Raw genomic sequence first — 17611 nt, 5'->3', positions numbered from 1 at the left:
GTTCAGGTCCTTGCGTCGCGTTTCGCCTGGTCGTCCGAATATTCCGTCAGCACGTTGAGCACCGCCGGACGGCGCTCGTGCTCGACGGCGTGCAGGGCGCGGGCGAGCGCCGCCGGCAGATCGTCGGCGTGCTCGACCTTTTCGCCGTAGCCACCCGAGGCTTCTACGATCTTTTCGTAGTCGGGGGTGGGTTCCAGATAGGTCAGTGGCGCATGGTTGCTGTGCGCCGCCGCGCCGTCGGGGTAGACGCCCAGCGTCGCCCGGCGCACCGCCGCCCACATGCCGTTGTTGATGATCACCGTCAGCGTCGGGATGTCCATCGAGCGCGACATCATGTGCGCCGGCGTCGGGTTGCCGAACATGTAGCTGCCGTCGCCGACGACGGCGATCACCCGGCGCTCCGGCGCGCCCAGCTTCACCCCCAGCGAGGTTCCGAGGCCCCAGCCGAGCCCGCCCGCCGACGGCGTCGAGAAATAGGTGCCGGGCTCGGAGAAGGTCATGTGCACGATCGGGAACGGCGTCTCCAGGATGAAGGCGTCGCTCGGCCGCTGCACGTCGGCCAGGCACTTGGCGAGCCAGGCGTTGGACGAGGGGCCGGCGCCACCCTTCGGCGGGTTGGCCGCCAGCGCCGCGCGCTTCTTCTCCTGCTTCGCCTCGAGCCAGGAGCGGCGGGCCGCCAGCACGTCGTCGGCCGCCGGTGCGGTGGCGAGCGCCTGCAGGATCGACACGGCGTCGCCGGCGACGGACGCGGTGACCGGGAAGGTGCGCATCGGGTAGTTCGCGAACAGCGGATCGACGCCGAGGTGCAGCACCTTGGCGTCGTCGGCGAGGGTGTGGTGCGAGGGGATCCACGGCACGTCGCATTCGGCCACGATGACCAGGTCGGCGTCGCCGATGTGGGGCGTCACGTCGTAGCCGAGGTGGCTCGGATGGGTGCTCGCCAGCGCCATGTAGCGCGGCCGGTAGGCGACGACGCCGATGCCCTGGGCCTCGGCGAAGGCGGTGAGGGCGGCGACCTCTTCGGCGGTCTTGCCGAGGCTGGCGCAGACCAGCAGCGGCCGCTTCGCCTGCGACAGCAGCGCGCCCGCGTCCGCCAGCGCCTGGACGTTGGGCGCGGGCGCCGGCGAGGGCGGGGTGGCCGGCGTCGGCACCGGCCCGCTGGCGTTGGCCGACAGCACCTCGCGCGGCAGCGTCATGTAGATCGGGCCCTTCGGCTCGCTCATGGCGATCGCCAGCGCCCGGTCGACGGCGGCCGCCGCCTGTTCCGGATAGCGCAGCTCGTAGTCCCACTTGACCAACTCGCGCACCATGGCGGCCTGGTCGAACATCTCCTGGCCCCAGTGGATGAAGGCGTTGCGCGCCCCCCGCATGCCGTCCTCGAGCACCGGCGTGCGTCCGGCCGCCAGGAACACCGGCGTGCGCTCGCGCGACGCGTTGATCAGCCCGCAGATGGCGTTGGCCGTGCCGACGTTGACGTGCAGGATCACCGCCTGGGGCCGGCCGGTGGTCAGGTAGACGCCCTGAGCCATGCAGATCGCAACGTTCTCGTGGGGCACCGTCACCGGTACCGGCATCGTCCGGCCGGACGCGGCGGCGTTGGAGAACGCCTCGATGATCGGCGCGAAGTCGGTGCCGGCGTTGCCGAAGACGTAGTCGACGCCGCGCGCCGACAGGGCGGACAGGAAGATTTCGGCGCCGGATGCCTCGGTGGCGGTCTGGGTGATCTGGTTCATCGTGCGTCTGCTCCCGCGATCTCGGCCGTTCGGCCTCTTGCGTCGGCGCTCCAGCGCGCCGGGTTCATCAGGAACCCTGACACAGCGTCGGCCCGCTGCCAAACCGGGAATTGCGTGAAATGCTCATTGCCACACCGCAAACCCCATGCCGCAGCCGGTGCCGGCTTCGGAGCGGTAGCAGGGGATGTATTCCTGCCACGCGGTGTCGAGATGTTCGCAGGCTCCGGCCACCGTGATCCAGTTGCGCACCTCCGAGGTGCCGGAGTTCAGGCGGGCCGGGTCGATGGACATCAGCGCCTCGGCATCCTTGGCGCGGCAGGCGTTGAGAATCAGCCGGTCGAGCTCCTCGTCGACGGTGAAATGGCTGAGGCCGCCCGACCCGAGGATGCCGATGCGCCGGTCGCCGTCGAAGCTGCGGACCGCCCGCGCGATGGCCTGGCCGAGTGCGTAGCAGCGCCGCGGCCGCGGCTGGTTGGGCGGGAAATAGGTGTTCAGCGCCACCGGCACGATCGGCACGACGCGCTCGGTCATCAGCCGCTGGTGGACGTAGCCGAAGGCATGGCCCTCGCCGTGGGCGCGGGCCAGCGTCTTCGCCTGGGAAATGTCGAACGCATCGTCCATCAGCGCGTTGATCAGGTGGTCGGCGAGGGTGTAGGCGACCGGGTATTCGATCGGTCCGTCCTTCACGTGATACTGGGAGCGGGCATGGCGCCAGAAGGCGGGCGCATCGGCGCCCATCGACAGCGGGTTGTTGACGATGGTCTGGCCGCGGTAAATCAGGATCGCGGGCAGGTTCTCCTCGCCGTACTGCTCGTTCTGGTCGTCGCCGATGATGATCAGCGCGTCCAGGTCGGCGGCGGCGATCTCCCGGTCGAGACGGTCGATGGCGTCGGTGCAGGCCTGCGCGCGCGTCTCCAGAACCGCCGGGGCGATCTGCGCGGCGATGCCGGGATCGGCCTTCTCCAGGAGGTCGCCATAGGTCACCTGGCGGCCGTATTGATCGAGAAGCTTGCGCCCCGATGCGTCGATTTCGGCGTGCTTGGGATAATCCTCGGGCGGGCTGTTCAGGAGCGGGCTGTGCGATGCTCCGATGCCCATCACGATTTCGGCCATGCGTGCTATCCCTCCCTGGATGTCAGTCGCCCGGTGGCCGCGGGGCAGTTCCGGATCCCGGCGCGCCGCCCGTCCGAAGCGCCGGTATCGGGCGCCCGGCGGTCCGCTGCAACGCCCTGGTCCGCCGTCTTCGTTCCTCGTCGGCGGCCGTTGTTTGTTGAACAAGTGTCTAAATGATTTCATGCCATAGGGAAAGTCCTGCGCCTGCCGTTCAAGGCCAGATGAGTTCGAGGAGCCTGCCATGACCGACACCAGCCCCCGCACGGCGCCCGCCGGCACCACCCTGTCGCCGGAAGACACGCCCGCCGTCATTGCCCGTGGCAGCGGGCCGACGCGCCGGCTCACCGTCGTCGAGGCCCATGACGTCACGCCCCGCATGCGCCGCGTCAGTTTCGTCTTCGACGGTATCGAGAACTTCACCTACGAGCCGGGTCAGGCGCTGCTGCTGGCGGTGCCGCTGCCGGGCGACGGCGAATGGGGCCGGCGCGACTACACGATCCGCTCCCTCGACCGCAACACCGGCCGTCTCGACATCGACTTCGTGCTGCATGGCGATGCGCCGGGTTCCAGCTGGGCGCGGTCGGCAAAGCCCGGCGACGTGCTCCTGGCGCGCGGCCCCCGCGGCGCCACCGTGTTCGATGCGGAGGCGGACTGGCATCTGCTCGTCGGCGACGAGACCTGCATCCCGGCGCTCTTCCATATCCTGGAGGAAATGCCGGAAGGGACGCCTGCGAAGGTCTTCATCGAGGTGGGCGAGGCCTCCGACGAGCAGGCCGTCGACACCCCCGCCACCCTCGACCTCGTCTACGTGCACCGGACGGCGGCGAAGGCCGAGGACGACACCGAGCTGCTGGACCGTCTGGAAGCCTTCGAGCTGCCGGCCGGCACCGGCCACGCCTACGTCATCGGCGAGACCGGCAAGGTCCGCCAGATGCGCCGCCGGCTCATCGAGCGCGGGCTCGCCAAGGAGCAGATCTCGGCGGAAGGCTACTGGCGCCCCGGCCGGATCGGCGGCCACGACCACATCCGCGACTGAGCGAGCCCGCTCAGCCGAACAGGTCCGGCTGCTCCTGGATCGCGCCTTCCATGGCCAGCAGTCGGCGCTTCAGCGCGATGCCGCCGGTGGCCGAGAAGCCGATCATCCTGCCGTCGGCGCCGAGCACCCGGTGGCAGGGCACGATCGGCGGGAACGGGTTGCGGCCGAGCGCCACGCCCACCGCGCGCGACAGCGAGACGTCGCCGAGCCGGTAGGCCACGTCGCCGTAGGTGAGCGCCTTGCCGCGCGGGATCGCCCGGCAGATCGCGTAGACCGACCGCTCGAAGTCCGAGACCGCCGTCATGTCGAGGTCGGCCGCCGACAGGTCCGCATCCTCGCCTGCCATCAGCGCCCGGATCGCATCGGCGAGCGGTCGCAGGGACTCCGGCAGGTCCACCCGCACGACGTCGTCGAGCCCGCGGGTCAGCCGGGTCCAGGCGGCAGCCTCGCTCGCCTCCGGCAGGCCGGCGCGCACGATGCCTGCGGGTCCCCAGGCCAGACCGCAGGGTCCGAGCGGCGTGTCGAAGACGGTGGCGTGAATCGGGTCCGGCATCTTGGTGGCTCGTCGGTGGGGCTCGGCCGAGTGTGGCGCAGCGCCGGCCGCCGATCCACCCGATTTCGGACGCCGCTCAGCCCCTCATGCCTTCGACGGCGCCAGCCCGCCTTTCTCCACCAGGAACGCCAGGATGGTCTCCAGGCCGTGCCGGGTCTTCATGTTGGTGAAGACGTAGGGCCGGTCGCCGCGCATCCGCTTGGTGTCGGCGTCCATGACCTCCAGCGACGCGCCCACCATGTCGGCGAGGTCGATCTTGTTGATGACCAGCAGGTCGGAGCGGGTGATGCCCGGCCCGCCCTTGCGCGGGATCTTCTCGCCGGCCGACACGTCGATGACGTAGATCGTCAAATCGGCCAGCTCCGGCGAGAACGTCGCCGCCAGGTTGTCGCCGCCCGATTCGATCAGCACCACGTCCAGCGCCGGAAAGCGCTCGCGCATCTCCGCGATGGCGGCGAGGTTGATCGAGGCGTCCTCGCGGATCGCCGTGTGCGGGCAGCCGCCGGTCTCCACCCCCATGATCCGCTCGATCGGCAGCGCCTCGGCGCGCGTCAGGATCAGCGCGTCTTCCTTGGTGTAGATGTCGTTGGTGATGGCGGCGATGTCATAGCGGTCGCGCATCGCCTTGCAGAGCGCCTCCATCAGCGCCGTCTTGCCGGACCCGACCGGGCCGCCGATGCCGACCCGCAGGGGTCCGTTGGGGGAGGGGGTCATGTGCGGAACAGCCTCGTGTACTGGGTCTCGTGGCGCATGGAGGCGATGTCGGCGAGCAGCGCTGAGCCGCCGAGATCGTCGAGGGTGGAGTGGGCCGCCGCGTCGGCGATGCGGGCGATCGCCGGCTCCAGCCGGGCGATGGTCGCCTGGCCGTCGGTCTGGCCGAGCGGCACCAGCCGCACGCCGGCCGAGACGATGTTGGCGGCGAATGCGTGTAGGTAGGCCGTCAGCGTCGCGTCGAGGGCGACGCCGTGGTCGGCGGCCGCGATCGCCACCGCCACCGGATAGGCGAGCGGCCCGTCCGGCCAGGGAACGGGCGAGGCCCAGACGTCGCCGGTGATCTTGCGGAACGCCTCGCCTTGGGACAGCGTCTCCACCCGCCGCTCGCGCGACGGGTTCAGCGCCGCCGCCAGCTCGACGATGGCGGCGAGGGAGGGGGCGTCCACGCCCGGCGTCTGGCCTCCCGCAAGATGCCGGTTCGCCGCGCGCCCTGCCTCACCGACCGGAGCAGAGGCGGTCTGCTCGGCCTCACCCTTCACTCCGCTCATTCCCGCGAAGGCGGGAATCCAGGGCGGGTTACTCGGGCCCTTGCCGCGGGGCCCTGGATTCCCGCTTTCGCGGGAATGAGCGGGAGATTGCGGAAGCTCCGCACCCCCTTCTACGCCTTCAGAGGAAGCCGAACCTGAGGCCACACCCGCGCGGCCAATGTCCTCCGTCCGCGCCCGGTAGGCCGCCGCCAGCAGGATGGCGTCCTGCCGCCCGGCGCCGTGGACGAGCACGTCGCCGACCCAGGCGGCAAGCCCATCGGCGTTCGCGACGGTGCCGTCCTCCACCGCCCATTCCAGCCCGTGGGAGAGCGTGAACGCCCCGACGGGATAGGACGGCGACAGCCAGGCCATCAGCCGGTAGAGGCCGCCCGCGTCAGTGGTCATCGGGCTCGCCGTCGGCATGGCTGTGGGAGTGGCCGTGGCTATGGGAATGGGAGTGGGAATGGGATTGAGTGTGTGCGCTGCCCGCCTGCGCAGGGCCGTGGCTGGTCGCATGGGCGTGCGTGTGGCTGCCGCGGGCTTCTGCGTGCGCCTCGGCGTGACTGTGGCCGTGCGCGTCCCCATGCGCATGGCCATGAGTCTCGGCGTGGGAATGGCCATGGCCGCCCGCCGAGCCGCCGTAGGCCCCGCCCTCGGGATCGAACGGCGCCTCGATGTCGCGCGCCCGGCCGCCCAGCCCGCGCACCATCTCGGAGATCACGTGGTCGCGGCGGATGAGGATGCGGCCGGCCTCGATCATCGCCGGCAGGTGCCGGTTGCCCAGGTGCCAGGCGAGCCGCAGCAGGTGGTGCGGATCGGCGGCGGTCACCTCGGTCAGCGGCTCCGGCGCGGCCTCGACCCGGACGATCCGTCCGTCGTCCAGCAGCAGCCCGTCGCCCGCCTGCAGCGCGGTGGCCTTGGCAAGGTCGAGCAGGAACGCCAGCCCGCCGTCGCCGGCAAGCGCGATCCGCCGCCGGTGCCGCCCGTCGAAGTCGAGGGTCACGGTGTCGGCGGGCGCGCCGTAGCTGCCGGCGGCGAGAACGGTGGTTGCGGTCAGCATGGGAACAATCCCGGTTGGCCCTGCCGCGGTTTGCCCGCGGAGAACCCACCCACTCCGCTCATTCCCGCGAAAGCGGGAATCCATAGGGCGGGCGCGGCTGGGCACTGCTGCGGCATACCGACTCCCCGGCCATGTCGACCGTCTTCATGGCCGCAATGCTGCCTGTCCCCTCCAACTCCCCATGGATTCCCGCTTTCGCGGGAATGAGCGGAGGTCTTGTTTTCCGGGCTGCGCATGGCCTCAAAACAGAAAATACCGCTGCGCCATGGGCAGCACGTCGAGCGGCGGGGCGGTGAGGATCTCGCCGTCGGCGCGCACCTCGTAGGTCTCCGGGTCGATCTCGATCGTGGGCGTCGCGGAATTGTGGACCATCGACGCCTTGGTGACGGTGCGGGTGTGCTCCACCGGCAGCAGCGTCTTGTGGACGCCCAGCATCTTGCCGAGCCCCGCTTCGTGCGCGGCCTTGGAGACGAAGGTCACCGAGGTCGCCGCCAGCGCCCGGCCGTACTGGCCGAACATCGCCTGGGCGTGCACCGGCTGCGGCGTCGGGATCGAGCCGTTCGGATCGCCCATCGGCGCCGCCGCGATCATGCCGCCCAGCAGCACCATCTCGGGCTTCACGCCGAAGAAGGCCGGGTCCCACAGCACCAGGTCGGCGCGCTTGCCGGTCTCGATGGAGCCGACGTGGGCGCTCATCCCCTGGGCGATCGCCGGGTTGATGGTGTACTTGGCGATGTAGCGCTTCACCCGGACGTTGTCGTTCTCGCCGGTCTCCTCGGCCAGCCGGCCGCGCTGCACCTTCATCTTGTGGGCGACCTGCCAGGTGCGGATGATCACCTCGCCGACCCGCCCCATCGCCTGGCTGTCCGACGAGACGATGGAGAACGCGCCGAGGTCGTGGAGGATGTCCTCGGCCGCAATGGTCTCCTTGCGGATGCGGCTTTCGGCGAACGCCAGGTCCTCCGGGATCGCCGGCGACAGGTGATGGCAGACCATCAGCATGTCGAGGTGCTCGTCGACGGTGTTGCGGGTGTAGGGCAGCGTCGGGTTGGTCGACGACGGGATGACGTTGGGCAGCCCGCACACCTTCATGATGTCCGGCGCATGGCCGCCGCCGGCGCCTTCGGTGTGGAAGGCGTGGATGGTGCGGCCCTTCAGCGCCGCGATGGTGCTCTCCACGAAGCCGCCCTCGTTCAGCGTGTCGGAGTGGATCATCACCTGCACGTCGAACTCGTCCGCCACCGACAGGCAGCAGTCGATCGCCGCCGGCGTGGTGCCCCAGTCCTCGTGCAGCTTCAGCGCGCAGGCGCCGTGCTTGATCATCTCCTCCAGCGCCGCCGGCTTCGAGGCGTTGCCTTTGCCGGAAAAGCCGATGTTCATCGGCAGCCCGTCGGCCGCCTGGATCATCCGGCCGATGTGCCAGGGCCCCGGCGTGCAGGTGGTGGCCAGCGTGCCGTGGGCCGGGCCGGTGCCGCCGCCCAGCATGGTGGTGACGCCGGAGTTGAGCGCCTCGTCGATCTGCTGCGGGCAGATGAAGTGGATGTGGGCGTCGAAGCCGCCGGCGGTGAGGATCTTGCCCTCGCCGGCGATCACCTCGGTGCCGGGCCCGACGACGATGTCGACGCCCGGCTGGACGTCCGGGTTGCCGGCCTTGCCGATGGCGACGATGGTGCCGTCCTTCAGGCCGACGTCGGCCTTGACGATCCCCCAGTGGTCGACGATCAGCGCGTTGGTGATGACGGTGTCGACGGCACCCTCGTGGCGGGTGCGCTGCGACTGGCCCATGCCATCGCGGATCACCTTGCCGCCGCCGAACTTCACCTCCTCGCCGTAGCTGGTGTGGTCGGCCTCCACCTCGATGAACAGCTCCGTGTCGGCGAGCCGCACCTTGTCGCCGACGGTCGGGCCGAACATGTCGGCGTAGGTCCTGCGGGAGATCTTGGCGGGCATGGTCGGTCTCCGGTGGAAGGGCGGTCGTCGCTTCGCGTCGGCGTCAGGAAAGGCGGGGCGGCTGGGCGGCCGTCACGCCACCCACAGCCCACGCTTCTTGTGCCAGTCCTCGATGGACTCCCTGGGGTAGAGCTCGAAGGTCTGGTCGGTCGGGCCGATCTGCGGCTCCACCCACGACGCCTTGTATTTCAGCATCAGGTGGACGCTCTCCGGCGGCACCGGCAGGTCGGTGTCGATGGCCGAGGCGAGCGGGTGGATCAGCTCCGGCCACGATTCGTCGTAGAGCCACAGCGCCGTGCCGCACTTCGTGCAGTAGCGGCGCTCGCCCGAGCTCACCGCGCAGCTGCCGTCGTCGCCGTGGATCTTGGCGTGGAACATGCCGATGGCGTCCTCGCCGCCGACCGTCAGGCTGTCGGCGTCGCCCATGATGTTGATGGCGTAGCCGCCGCCCCCGCCGGTCTTGCGGCAGATCGAGCAGTAGCAGCGCTGGTAGGGATACGGCGTGTGGCTCTCCACCGAGAACGTCACCGCGCCGCAGTGGCAGGATCCTTCGAGGGTCACGGGCATCGCTGGGTCTCCTCGCGTGTCGGTCTGTTGGGCGTCTTGGGATCGGTCAGAGGCTGGCCCCGTCGACCTTGCGCACCGCAAAGGCGTCCGGGTCCACGCCGTCGAGGCAGCGCACATTGATGGCCACAATCTCGGTGCCGTCCGGTCCGGTTCCCCGCGCGAACGACTCGATCCCGCAGGTCGAACAGAACAGATGATGGATCCGCTTGGTGTTGAACTGGTAGTCGGTCATCGTGCCGTCGTCCGTCAGCAGCCGGAGGGCAGCGGCAGGGGCGAACGCGAACTGCGAGCCGAGTTTACGGCAGCGCGAGCAGTTGCACGACGCCACCTCGCCGATGGCGAGGTCGACTTCGTAGCGCACGGCGCCGCACTGGCAGCCGCCGGTGTAGGTCTGCGGGTCGCTCATAGTTTGCCCATCACCTTGCCCTGGAACCCGTAAACCTCGCGGGCGCCGGAAAGCGGCACCAGCGTCACGTCGCGCGTCTGCCCCGGCTCGAAGCGCACCGCCGAGCCGGAGGCGATGTCCAGGCGCTGGCCGCGCGCCGCGTCGCGGTCGAAGGCGAGCGCCTCGTTCACCTCGAAGAAATGGTAGTGCGAGCCCACCTGCACCGGCCGGTCGCCGGTGTTGGCCACCGTCAGCGTGGTGGTCGGCCGGCCGGCGTTCAGCTCGATGTCGCCGTCCAGCGTGATGACTTCGCCTGGAATCATGTGCGCGCCCTCACCGGATCGGATGGTGGACGGTCACCAGCTTGGTGCCGTCGGGGAAGGTCGCTTCCACCTGCACGTCGTCGATCATCTCGGCGATGCCCTCCATCACCTGCTCGCGGGTGATGACGTGGGCGCCGGCCTCCATCAGGTCGGCCACCGTGCGGCCGTCGCGGGCGCCTTCCACCACGAAGTCGGCGATCAGCGCCACCGCCTCGGGGTGGTTCAGCTTGACGCCGCGCTCCAGCCGGCGCCGGGCCACCATCGCGGCGGTGGCGATCAGCAGCTTGTCCTTTTCCCGGGGTGTCAGTCGCACGTATCGTCCTCCCAAGATCCGTTTGCGGCGCGGCCCGTCGGGCCCGGGCCCCAGTCTACAGCGACCAGACGCGGGGAACGCCCCCGGCCAGCAAGTCCACCACCGCGGCGATCGCCCGGCGCAGCCGCTGGGCATCGTCCGCCACCGCGCGCACGGCGAGCAGCCCGTCCCAGGCGCTGGCGCCGGCGGCCAGCCCGAAGCCGTCCAGCAGCGCGCGCACGGCGTCCAGCCGGTCGCCCGCGTCCGCTGCCGCCAGGAGGAGAGACGCCGTCGCCCGTCCGCCTGCAAGAGTTGCGCCGCCCCGTCCTGCCGCCACGATGTCGGTGTCGATGCGGAAGGCGTCGGCGTAGACGAGGCGGCCGTCGCGGCGGATGCGCCACTGGTCGGAGAGCGCGCCGGCCCGCACCGTCTCGCCGTGGGCGGTGCGGCCCAGCACCAGCATCTCGCAGGCGATCAGCCGCGCCGAGCCGGCCATGTCGATGGTGAGCGTACGGGCCAGCCGGCCGCCGTCGTAGAGGATGGTTTCCTGGGGCAGCCAGGCGAGCGCCGCATCGGCGCCGAGCGCAAGCCGCACGTCCAGCCGGGCATCGGCGCCGGCGGCGCGGTAGACCTTCTCGGCCGCCTGGGTGGTGAGCGTCAGCGCGGTGCCGGCCGGTGCCGTCGCATCGGCCGCGAACACGTCGCCGTCGGTCAGTCCGCCGGCGGTGTTCAGCAGCACCGCCTCGAAGCGGCCGCTGTCGGTGTGGGGAAAGCGGACCTTGAGCGAGCCTTCCTGGAAGGCCCGGTCGATGCGGGTGCGGCCGCCGGCGTCCGCCTTCACGGCGAGCCGGACGTGGCCGATCGCGCGCTCCAGCACGGGGCGCAGCCCGGCCGGAAGCGTGATCGTCTCGTCTGCCGGCGTCCGTGCATCCATCCGTCGAGGGGTCCCCGCCACGCGCACGGAGGATCGTCGGGTCTGACCCTCATCGCGCTTGGGGGAGAATGGTCGGTTTTGGCGGCAGTGCAAAGCCGGTTCGCGAAAAAGCTGTGCGGGCGGCGCGGGTCGTCCGGCCGGTCGGCCGGTTCGCCTCAGACCGCCGCCGAGTGGCGGGCCTTGCCGGTGGCGAGGTAGGCGTCGAAGCACGCGGCCAGGATGCGGACGAACGGGCGCCCCGCCCGGGTGACGTGCAGCTGCGTCTTGTCCAGCCGCGCCAGCCCGTCGCGGATCGGCTCCTTCAGCAACCGCTCGGCCTCGTCGAGCAGCGCCAGTCCGTCGCCGAAGCGGGCCAGCTGCGGGTCGGCGAAGTCGACCGAGTAGCTGGTCATCAGCTGTTCGATCACCGCGCCGCGCATGCGGTCGTCGTTGGCGAGCGCGAAGCCGCGCGCCACCGGCAGGCGGCCCGCCTCGATCGCCCGCCGCCAGCCGCCCACGTCGGCGGCGTTGGCGAGGTAGCCCTGGGGCAGCTTGCCGATCGACGATGCGCCGATGCCGATCAGCGCCTCGGCGGTGTCGGTGGTGTAGCCCTGGAAGTTGCGGCGCAGCCAGCCGCCCTTGGCGGCGATCGCCAGCGGATCGTCCGGCCGGGCGAAATGGTCGAGGCCGATGGGCACGTAGCCGGCGTCCTCGAGCGCGGCGCGCATGGTCGCCTCCAGCAGCAGCCGCACGTCGGCGCCGGGCAGGGCGCTCTCGTCGATCAGCCGCTGGTGCGCCTTCGCCCACGGCACGTGGGCGTAGCCGAACACCGACACCCGCGACGGCGCCAGCAGCGCCATCGCGTCGACGGTGCGGCGCACGGTGTCCGGCGTCTGGTGCGGCAGGCCGTACATCAGGTCGGCGTTGATCCGGGTCAGGCCGGCGGCGCGCAGGTGCGAGAAGGCGGCATGCACCACCGTGTCCGGCTGCAGCCGGCCGATCGCCGCCTGCACCGTCGGATCGGTGTCCTGAATGCCGAGCGACACGCGGGAGATGCCGGCCTTGCTCAGCGTGCTGGCGAGCGTCCGGTCGACGGTGCGCGGGTCGAGCTCGATGGCGTGCTCGGCGTCGGGGGCGAGCGCGAAGGCCTCTCGCAGGCGGGCCGCCAGCGACAGGAAGGTGCCGCCGGGGATCATGCTCGGCGTGCCGCCGCCCCAGTGAACGTGGCTGACGGGCTGCCGCCGGCCGATGTGCTTGCGCACCAGCGCGATCTCGCGGGTCAGCGTCTCGGTGTAGGCGAGCACCGGCTCGATCCGCTTCGTCGCCTTGGTGGTGCAGCCGCAATAGGCGCACATCTCGGCGCAGAACGGCACATGGATGTAGAGGGAGGCCGGGGCCTTCGGCGGCAGTTCGGACAGCCAGCGCGCGGCGACCCCGCCATCGACGGCATCGGTGAAATGGGGCGCCGTGGGGTAGGAGGTATACCGGGGCACGGCGCGTCCGGCATATTTTTCCGCGATCCTGTCCATCGTTGTCGAGCCTCCCCCCGGCACGCCGTTCGTGCATTGACCGAGGTCAAAACGGCGAAGGTGGCCGCCGTGTTCGCCCGCCATGAAAATAATTTCTGCGCGGCATCTCGGGCGGACGAGCCATGCGCCCCGCGCACTTGTCACCTGCGCCCTCGCGTCGCATACACGGCCCCGTCGTGACCGTTCCCAACCTCTCCCTCATCGGCCGTCTGGCCCTGACCCTCGGGCTCTCCGCGATCGGCGGCGGCCTGTTCACGCTCATTGGCGTGCCGGCGGGCTGGCTGTCGGGCGGTGCCGTCGCCGTGGCCATCGCCGCGCTTTCCGGGGTGCGGGTGGTGATGCCAAGCGCGGTGCGGCAGGTCGCGTTCCTGCTGATCGGCATCGGCATGGGCTCCAGCGTCTCGCCAGACACCATCGACCGGCTCGGCGCCTGGCCGATGTCCATCCTGTTCGTCGTCGTCTCCAGCGCCTTCGTGACGCTCGCCGCCTATCTGGTGTTGAGCCGGGTGGCCGGCTGGGACCGGGTGACCGCCGTCTACGGCGCGGTGCCGGGGGCGCTCTCCTATGTCATGGCGGTGGCGGCGGCGAGCCCGGCGGACCTCAGCCGCGTGGCGCTCTCCCAGTCGATCCGGCTGCTCTTCCTCGTGGCGGTGCTGCCGCCGCTGATCGGCATCTTCGGCCACACGCTGGCCCCCGCCGATGTTGCCGTCGTCCACGTCGAAGCCGGCTTCGGCGACCTCGCCCTGCTGTTCGGCGGCGGTGCGGCGCTGGGCTACCTGTTCATGCGCCTCGGCCAGCCGGCCGGCATGCTGCTCGGGCCGCTGCTGCTCAGCGCGGTGCTGCACGCCAGCGGAATCATCACCACCTGGCTGCCGTCCTGGCTGCTGATCCCCGGCTTCCTGGTCCTCGGCGGCCTGATCGGTTCGCGCTTCGCCGGCATCGACCGGTCGCTGTTCATGAAGATCGTCGCCGCCTCTGTGGCGGCGCTCGCGGCCGGCCTGGCGGTGTCGCTCCTTGCGGCCTTCGCCCTCATCGAGATCACCGGGCTGCCGGCCGGCCAGGTGATCCTGGCGATCTCGCCCGGCGCGCTGGAATCGATGACCACGCTCGCCTATCTGCTCGGCTTCGACACGGCCTACGTCGCCGGCCTGCATTTCGTGCGATTCCTGGTGATCACCGCAGCCCTGCCGGTGCTCGCCGCCCGGCTGAAATCCGCCGCACGCTGAGCCTTTCCCCGCGTCCCGCCTGATCGGTGCGGGCCCGAACGGCCGCTTGACATACGTCAAGGCGCCGGGAGGCCCGCCAACTACGGTCCGGAGCGAACGGCCGACCGCCCTGTCGGCCGGCCGTCCTGCCGCCGACCGGAGTTGAGCTATGGCGCACGCCGCGACTGCCCCCGCCCCGAAGATGATGACCCTGGAGGAGGGGATCTACGCCGCCTTCCTCGGCGTCCTGGCGCTCGCCTGCCTGCTGATCGGCGGCAAGGCCTACGATTTCCCGATGAGCGTGCACGGCGTGCTTGGCGCCATCATGGCGGCGATCGGCCTGTTCGCGCTGATGCGCCACTACATCGACCGGCCTGTGGAGCCGGTGCCGCAGATGGTCGCGGGGCTTCCCAACTACAACATGGGGCCGGTGCGCTTCGCCACCATCGCCGCGGTGTTCTGGGGCGTCGCCGGCTTCCTGGCCGGCGTCTACATCGCCTTCCAGCTCGCCTTTCCGGTGCTCAACTTCGACCTGTCGTTCCTGAGCTTCGGCCGGCTGCGTCCGCTGCACACCTCGGCGGTGATCTTCGCCTTCGGCGGCAACGTGCTGATCGCCACGTCGATGTACGTGGTGCAGCGCACCTCGCGGGTCAGGATGCTCGGCGAGATCACGCCGTGGTTCGTGGTGCTCGGCTACAACGCCTTCATCGTCATCGCCGCCACCGGCTACCTGATGGGCGTCACCCAGTCCAAGGAATACGCCGAGCCCGAGTGGTACGCCGACATCTGGCTGACCATCGTCTGGGTCCTGTACCTGGTGGTGTTCGCCGGCACGCTGATGCGGCGGCGCGAGAGCCACATCTACGTGGCCAACTGGTTCTACCTCGCCTTCATCATCACCATCGCCATGCTGCACGTGGTGAACAACCTGGCGCTGCCGGTCTCGGTCTATTCGTCCAAGTCCTACATCCTGTGGCCCGGCGTCCAGGACGCCATGGTGCAGTGGTGGTACGGCCACAACGCGGTCGGCTTCTTCCTGACGGCTGGCTTCCTGGCGATCATGTACTACTTCGTGCCGAAGCGGGCGGACCGGCCGGTCTACTCCTACCGGCTGTCGATCGTGCACTTCTGGGCGCTGATCTTCCTCTACATCTGGGCCGGCCCGCATCACCTCCACTACACGTCGCTGCCCCAGTGGGCGTCGACGCTGGGCATGACCTTCTCGATCATCCTGTGGATGCCGTCCTGGGGCGGCATGATCAACGGCCTGATGACGCTGTCGGGGGCGTGGGACAAGCTGCGCACCGACCCGGTGCTGCGCATGCTGGTGGTGTCGGTCGCCTTCTACGGCATGTCGACCTTCGAGGGCCCGCTGATGTCGGTGCGGGCGGTCAACTCGCTCAGCCATTACACCGACTGGACCATCGGCCACGTCCACTCCGGCGCGCTCGGCTGGGTCGGCTTCATCTCCTTCGGGGCGATCTACTGCCTGGTGCCGTGGCTGTGGAACAAGAAGCAGCTCTACTCGCTCCGGCTGGTGAACTGGCACTTCTGGATCGCGACCATCGGCATCGTTCTCTACATCACCTCGATGTGGGTGTCGGGCATCCTCCAGGGGCTGATGTGGCGCGCCTACAACCAGCTCGGCTTCCTCGAATACTCGTTCATCGAGACCGTCGAGGCGATGCACCCGTTCTACGTGATCCGGGCCATCGGCGGGGTGCTGTTCCTCATCGGCGGGCTGATCATGGCCTTCAATGTCTGGATGACGATCCGCTCCGGCGAGGCGGTGGACGTCGAAGTCGCCGCTCCGGCGCCCGTGGCCGCGTGAGAGGAGGCGAGATCATGTCGCTCTGGCAAAAACACCAGTTCTTCGAGAAGAACACCGTCTGGCTGATGGTCGGCGTCCTCATCGTCGTCGCCATCGGCGGCCTCGTGGAGATCGCGCCGCTGTTCTGGCTGAAGAGCACCATCGAGAAGGTGGAGGGCATGCGCCCCTACACGCCGCTCGAGCTCGCCGGCCGCAACGTCTACATCCGCGAGGGCTGCTACCTCTGCCACTCCCAGCAGATCCGTCCGATGCGCGACGAGATCGAGCGCTACGGCCACTACAGCCTGGCGGCGGAGTCCATGTACGACCATCCGTTCCAGTGGGGCTCCAAGCGCACCGGGCCGGACCTCGCCCGGGTCGGCGGCAAGTACTCCGACGAGTGGCACCGCGCCCACCTGATCGACCCGCGCTCGGTGGTGCCGGGCTCGGTGATGCCCGGCTATCCCATCCTCGCGGGGACCGTGGTCGACGACCGCCTGGTGCCGCTGGACGTCAAGGCCAACGCCGGCATCGGCGTTCCCTACACGGCCGAGCAGGTCGCCAGCGCGCGCATCGATTTCCGCGCCCAGGCCAATCCCGACGACAAGCACGTCGACGCCTTCCTGGAGCGCTGGCCGACGGCCGTGGTCCGCGACTACGACGGCGACCCGAGCAAGGTCACCGAGCTCGATGCGGTCATCGCCTACCTGCAGATGCTGGGCACCCTGGTCGACTTCAGCGTCTACGACGATCAGGCCAACTACAGGTGATGTCATGAGCTACGAAGCCGTTTCCTCCTTCGCCCAGACCTGGGGCCTGCTGATCTTCGTCGCCGTGTTCGCGGTGATCGTCGCCTACGCGCTGTGGCCGAAGAACAGGAAGAATTTCGAGGAAGCCTCCCGCATTCCCCTCGAAGACGACAAGCCCGCGGCCGACGACCGGCCCGCCGGCGGCAAACCGGAGTAGACCGACATGGCCAAGAAGGACATCGATGCCGTGTCGGGCGTCGAGACGACCGGGCACGAGTGGGACGGGCTGAAGGAGCTCAACAACCCGCTGCCGCGCTGGTGGCTCTACATCTTCTACGCCACCATCCTCTACGCGGTGGTGTACTGGATCCTGATGCCGGCGTGGCCGCTGGCGAACGGCTACACCAAGGGGCTGCTCGGCGAGAACCAGCGCCGCCAGGGCGAGATCGCCTACGAGGAGGTGGTCGCCCAGCGCGCCGTCTTCGGCACCCAGATCGCCAACGCCGACCTCTCCGCCATCAACGCCGACGCCAGCATGCTGGAGTTCGCCATGGCCCAGGGCAAGGCCGCCTTCGGCGACAACTGCGCGCCCTGCCACGGCTCCGGCGCCACCGGCAGCCCGGGCTATCCGAACCTGCAGGACGACGCCTGGCTGTGGGGCGGCACCCTCGACGCCATCCACACCACGCTCGTCCACGGCATCCGCTCGGACGATCCCGACACGCGCCTCGGCGACATGACGGCCTTCGGAGACATGGGCATCCTCGACCGGGCGCAGATCCGCGACGTCGCCTCCTACGTCCGCACGCTGTCGGGCCTGGAGCCCGCCTCCAACGTCGACGTCGCCGCCGGCCAGCAGGTCTTCGCGGAGAACTGCGTCGCCTGTCACGGCGCCGACGGCAAGGGTAACCAGGAGCTCGGCGCGCCGAACCTGACCGACAAGGTCTGGCTCTACGGCAGCGACATCGAGACCATCCAGAACACCATCACCCATGGCCGCGGCGGCGTCATGCCCGCCTGGACCTCTCGCCTCGACCCGGTCACCGTCAAGTCGCTGGCGATCTACGTCCACGGCCTTGGCGGCGGACAATAAGGGCGCCGCCGAAGGTCCGCCCCGCCTGACCCCACGCTTGGGGATCCCCCTCTGGCGCC

Annotated in this window: 19 protein-coding genes; 6 read left to right on the top strand and 13 right to left on the bottom strand. The window is 70.0% G+C overall.

Annotated elements, in window-relative coordinates; all coding sequences use genetic code 11:
• Positions 1-2 precede the first annotated feature (2 nt).
• Positions 3-1733 carry a thiamine pyrophosphate-requiring protein gene (locus ACSSVZ_RS04050; protein ID WP_453968443.1) on the bottom strand — a complete coding sequence of 577 codons (1731 nt, stop codon included), beginning with the start codon at positions 1731-1733 and terminating at the stop codon, positions 3-5.
• A 123-nt stretch (positions 1734-1856) separates the two neighbouring features.
• Positions 1857-2846: a DODA-type extradiol aromatic ring-opening family dioxygenase gene (locus ACSSVZ_RS04045; protein WP_453968442.1), complete on the bottom strand. Its 990-nt coding sequence runs from the start codon at positions 2844-2846 to the stop codon at positions 1857-1859.
• 241 nt (positions 2847-3087) lie between these two features.
• On the opposite strand from ACSSVZ_RS04045, the gene ACSSVZ_RS04040 reads away from it, so the two are divergent.
• Positions 3088-3882: a siderophore-interacting protein gene (locus tag ACSSVZ_RS04040; protein ID WP_453968441.1), complete on the top strand. Its 795-nt coding sequence runs from the start codon at positions 3088-3090 to the stop codon at positions 3880-3882.
• A 10-nt stretch (positions 3883-3892) separates the two neighbouring features.
• Here ACSSVZ_RS04040 and ACSSVZ_RS04035 read toward each other — a convergent pair whose 3' ends face one another.
• From ACSSVZ_RS04035 to hemN, 11 genes are all read right to left on the bottom strand, one after another.
• Positions 3893-4435, bottom strand: coding sequence for a methylated-DNA--[protein]-cysteine S-methyltransferase (locus ACSSVZ_RS04035; RefSeq protein WP_453968440.1), 543 nt, complete (start codon positions 4433-4435; stop codon positions 3893-3895).
• Between the two features lie 84 nt (positions 4436-4519).
• The gene (gene ureG / locus ACSSVZ_RS04030) at positions 4520-5149 is read right to left on the bottom strand and encodes an urease accessory protein UreG (protein WP_453968439.1); all 630 of its coding nucleotides are present in this window, start codon (positions 5147-5149) and stop codon (positions 4520-4522) included.
• A complete protein-coding gene (locus ACSSVZ_RS04025; protein ID WP_453968438.1) occupies positions 5146-6081 on the bottom strand; it encodes an urease accessory protein UreF in 936 nt (311 codons plus the stop codon). The genes ureG and ACSSVZ_RS04025 overlap by 4 nt, the downstream gene beginning before the upstream one ends.
• The gene (locus ACSSVZ_RS04020; RefSeq protein ID WP_453968437.1) at positions 6071-6736 is read right to left on the bottom strand and encodes an urease accessory protein UreE; all 666 of its coding nucleotides are present in this window, start codon (positions 6734-6736) and stop codon (positions 6071-6073) included. The genes ACSSVZ_RS04025 and ACSSVZ_RS04020 overlap by 11 nt, the downstream gene beginning before the upstream one ends.
• Positions 6737-6976: 240 nt before the next feature.
• Positions 6977-8686, bottom strand: coding sequence for an urease subunit alpha (gene ureC / locus ACSSVZ_RS04015; protein WP_453968436.1), 1710 nt, complete (start codon positions 8684-8686; stop codon positions 6977-6979).
• Positions 8687-8758: 72 nt separating this feature from the next.
• A complete protein-coding gene (locus ACSSVZ_RS04010; protein ID WP_453968435.1) occupies positions 8759-9253 on the bottom strand; it encodes a GFA family protein in 495 nt (164 codons plus the stop codon).
• 46 nt (positions 9254-9299) lie between these two features.
• Positions 9300-9659 (bottom strand): GFA family protein, encoded by a 360-nt coding sequence (locus ACSSVZ_RS04005; protein WP_453968434.1) that lies wholly within the window; start codon positions 9657-9659, stop codon positions 9300-9302.
• Positions 9656-9961 carry an urease subunit beta gene (locus tag ACSSVZ_RS04000; RefSeq protein WP_453968432.1) on the bottom strand — a complete coding sequence of 102 codons (306 nt, stop codon included), beginning with the start codon at positions 9959-9961 and terminating at the stop codon, positions 9656-9658. Before ACSSVZ_RS04000 ends, ACSSVZ_RS04005 begins: the two co-directional genes overlap by 4 nt.
• A gap of 10 nt (positions 9962-9971) precedes the next feature.
• The gene (locus ACSSVZ_RS03995; protein ID WP_453958597.1) at positions 9972-10274 is read right to left on the bottom strand and encodes an urease subunit gamma; all 303 of its coding nucleotides are present in this window, start codon (positions 10272-10274) and stop codon (positions 9972-9974) included.
• Between the two features lie 55 nt (positions 10275-10329).
• The gene (locus ACSSVZ_RS03990; protein ID WP_453968431.1) at positions 10330-11187 is read right to left on the bottom strand and encodes an urease accessory protein UreD; all 858 of its coding nucleotides are present in this window, start codon (positions 11185-11187) and stop codon (positions 10330-10332) included.
• Positions 11188-11342: 155 nt separating this feature from the next.
• On the bottom strand, positions 11343-12695 hold the full coding sequence (hemN, locus tag ACSSVZ_RS03985) for an oxygen-independent coproporphyrinogen III oxidase (RefSeq protein WP_453968430.1): 1353 nt from the start codon (positions 12693-12695) through the stop codon (positions 11343-11345).
• Positions 12696-12871: 176 nt separating this feature from the next.
• On the opposite strand from hemN, the gene ACSSVZ_RS03980 reads away from it, so the two are divergent.
• The 5 genes from ACSSVZ_RS03980 (at position 12872) to ccoP (ending at position 17552) form a co-directional block, all read left to right on the top strand.
• Positions 12872-13921 (top strand): AbrB family transcriptional regulator, encoded by a 1050-nt coding sequence (locus tag ACSSVZ_RS03980; protein WP_453968429.1) that lies wholly within the window; start codon positions 12872-12874, stop codon positions 13919-13921.
• Between the two features lie 148 nt (positions 13922-14069).
• Positions 14070-15731 carry a cytochrome-c oxidase, cbb3-type subunit I gene (gene ccoN, locus ACSSVZ_RS03975; RefSeq protein WP_453968428.1) on the top strand — a complete coding sequence of 554 codons (1662 nt, stop codon included), beginning with the start codon at positions 14070-14072 and terminating at the stop codon, positions 15729-15731.
• Between the two features lie 14 nt (positions 15732-15745).
• On the top strand, positions 15746-16480 hold the full coding sequence (gene ccoO, locus ACSSVZ_RS03970; RefSeq protein WP_453968427.1) for a cytochrome-c oxidase, cbb3-type subunit II: 735 nt from the start codon (positions 15746-15748) through the stop codon (positions 16478-16480).
• 4 nt (positions 16481-16484) lie between these two features.
• A complete protein-coding gene (locus ACSSVZ_RS03965; protein WP_453968425.1) occupies positions 16485-16676 on the top strand; it encodes a cbb3-type cytochrome c oxidase subunit 3 in 192 nt (63 codons plus the stop codon).
• Between the two features lie 6 nt (positions 16677-16682).
• Positions 16683-17552, top strand: a complete 870-nt coding sequence (ccoP, locus tag ACSSVZ_RS03960) for a cytochrome-c oxidase, cbb3-type subunit III (RefSeq protein WP_453968424.1) — start codon at positions 16683-16685, stop codon at positions 17550-17552.
• The last annotated feature ends 59 nt before the right edge of the window (positions 17553-17611 follow it).

Source organism: Amorphus sp. MBR-141, from assembly GCF_053628695.1.
This window is presented reverse-complemented; position numbering and strand designations above follow the sequence as displayed.

Bases quoted from the DNA above. Each gene is read 5' to 3' on its own strand.
- ACSSVZ_RS03990 (WP_453968431.1), bottom strand. From the start codon at position 11,187: ATGGATGCACGGACGCCGGCAGACGAGACGATCACGCTTCCGGCCGGG.
- ureC (WP_453968436.1), bottom strand. From the start codon at position 8,686: ATGCCCGCCAAGATCTCCCGCAGGACCTACGCCGACATGTTCGGCCCG.
- ureG (WP_453968439.1), bottom strand. From the start codon at position 5,149: ATGACCCCCTCCCCCAACGGACCCCTGCGGGTCGGCATCGGCGGCCCG.
- ccoO (WP_453968427.1), top strand. From the start codon at position 15,746: ATGTCGCTCTGGCAAAAACACCAGTTCTTCGAGAAGAACACCGTCTGG.
- ACSSVZ_RS04005 (WP_453968434.1), bottom strand. From the start codon at position 9,659: ATGAGCGACCCGCAGACCTACACCGGCGGCTGCCAGTGCGGCGCCGTG.
- ACSSVZ_RS03965 (WP_453968425.1), top strand. From the start codon at position 16,485: ATGAGCTACGAAGCCGTTTCCTCCTTCGCCCAGACCTGGGGCCTGCTG.
- ACSSVZ_RS04000 (WP_453968432.1), bottom strand. From the start codon at position 9,961: ATGATTCCAGGCGAAGTCATCACGCTGGACGGCGACATCGAGCTGAAC.
- ACSSVZ_RS04040 (WP_453968441.1), top strand. From the start codon at position 3,088: ATGACCGACACCAGCCCCCGCACGGCGCCCGCCGGCACCACCCTGTCG.
- ACSSVZ_RS04010 (WP_453968435.1), bottom strand. From the start codon at position 9,253: ATGCCCGTGACCCTCGAAGGATCCTGCCACTGCGGCGCGGTGACGTTC.
- hemN (WP_453968430.1), bottom strand. From the start codon at position 12,695: ATGGACAGGATCGCGGAAAAATATGCCGGACGCGCCGTGCCCCGGTAT.
- ccoP (WP_453968424.1), top strand. From the start codon at position 16,683: ATGGCCAAGAAGGACATCGATGCCGTGTCGGGCGTCGAGACGACCGGG.
- ACSSVZ_RS04050 (WP_453968443.1), bottom strand. From the start codon at position 1,733: ATGAACCAGATCACCCAGACCGCCACCGAGGCATCCGGCGCCGAAATC.
- ACSSVZ_RS04020 (WP_453968437.1), bottom strand. From the start codon at position 6,736: ATGCTGACCGCAACCACCGTTCTCGCCGCCGGCAGCTACGGCGCGCCC.
- ACSSVZ_RS04045 (WP_453968442.1), bottom strand. From the start codon at position 2,846: ATGGCCGAAATCGTGATGGGCATCGGAGCATCGCACAGCCCGCTCCTG.
- ACSSVZ_RS04035 (WP_453968440.1), bottom strand. From the start codon at position 4,435: ATGCCGGACCCGATTCACGCCACCGTCTTCGACACGCCGCTCGGACCC.
- ACSSVZ_RS04025 (WP_453968438.1), bottom strand. From the start codon at position 6,081: ATGACCACTGACGCGGGCGGCCTCTACCGGCTGATGGCCTGGCTGTCG.
- ccoN (WP_453968428.1), top strand. From the start codon at position 14,070: ATGGCGCACGCCGCGACTGCCCCCGCCCCGAAGATGATGACCCTGGAG.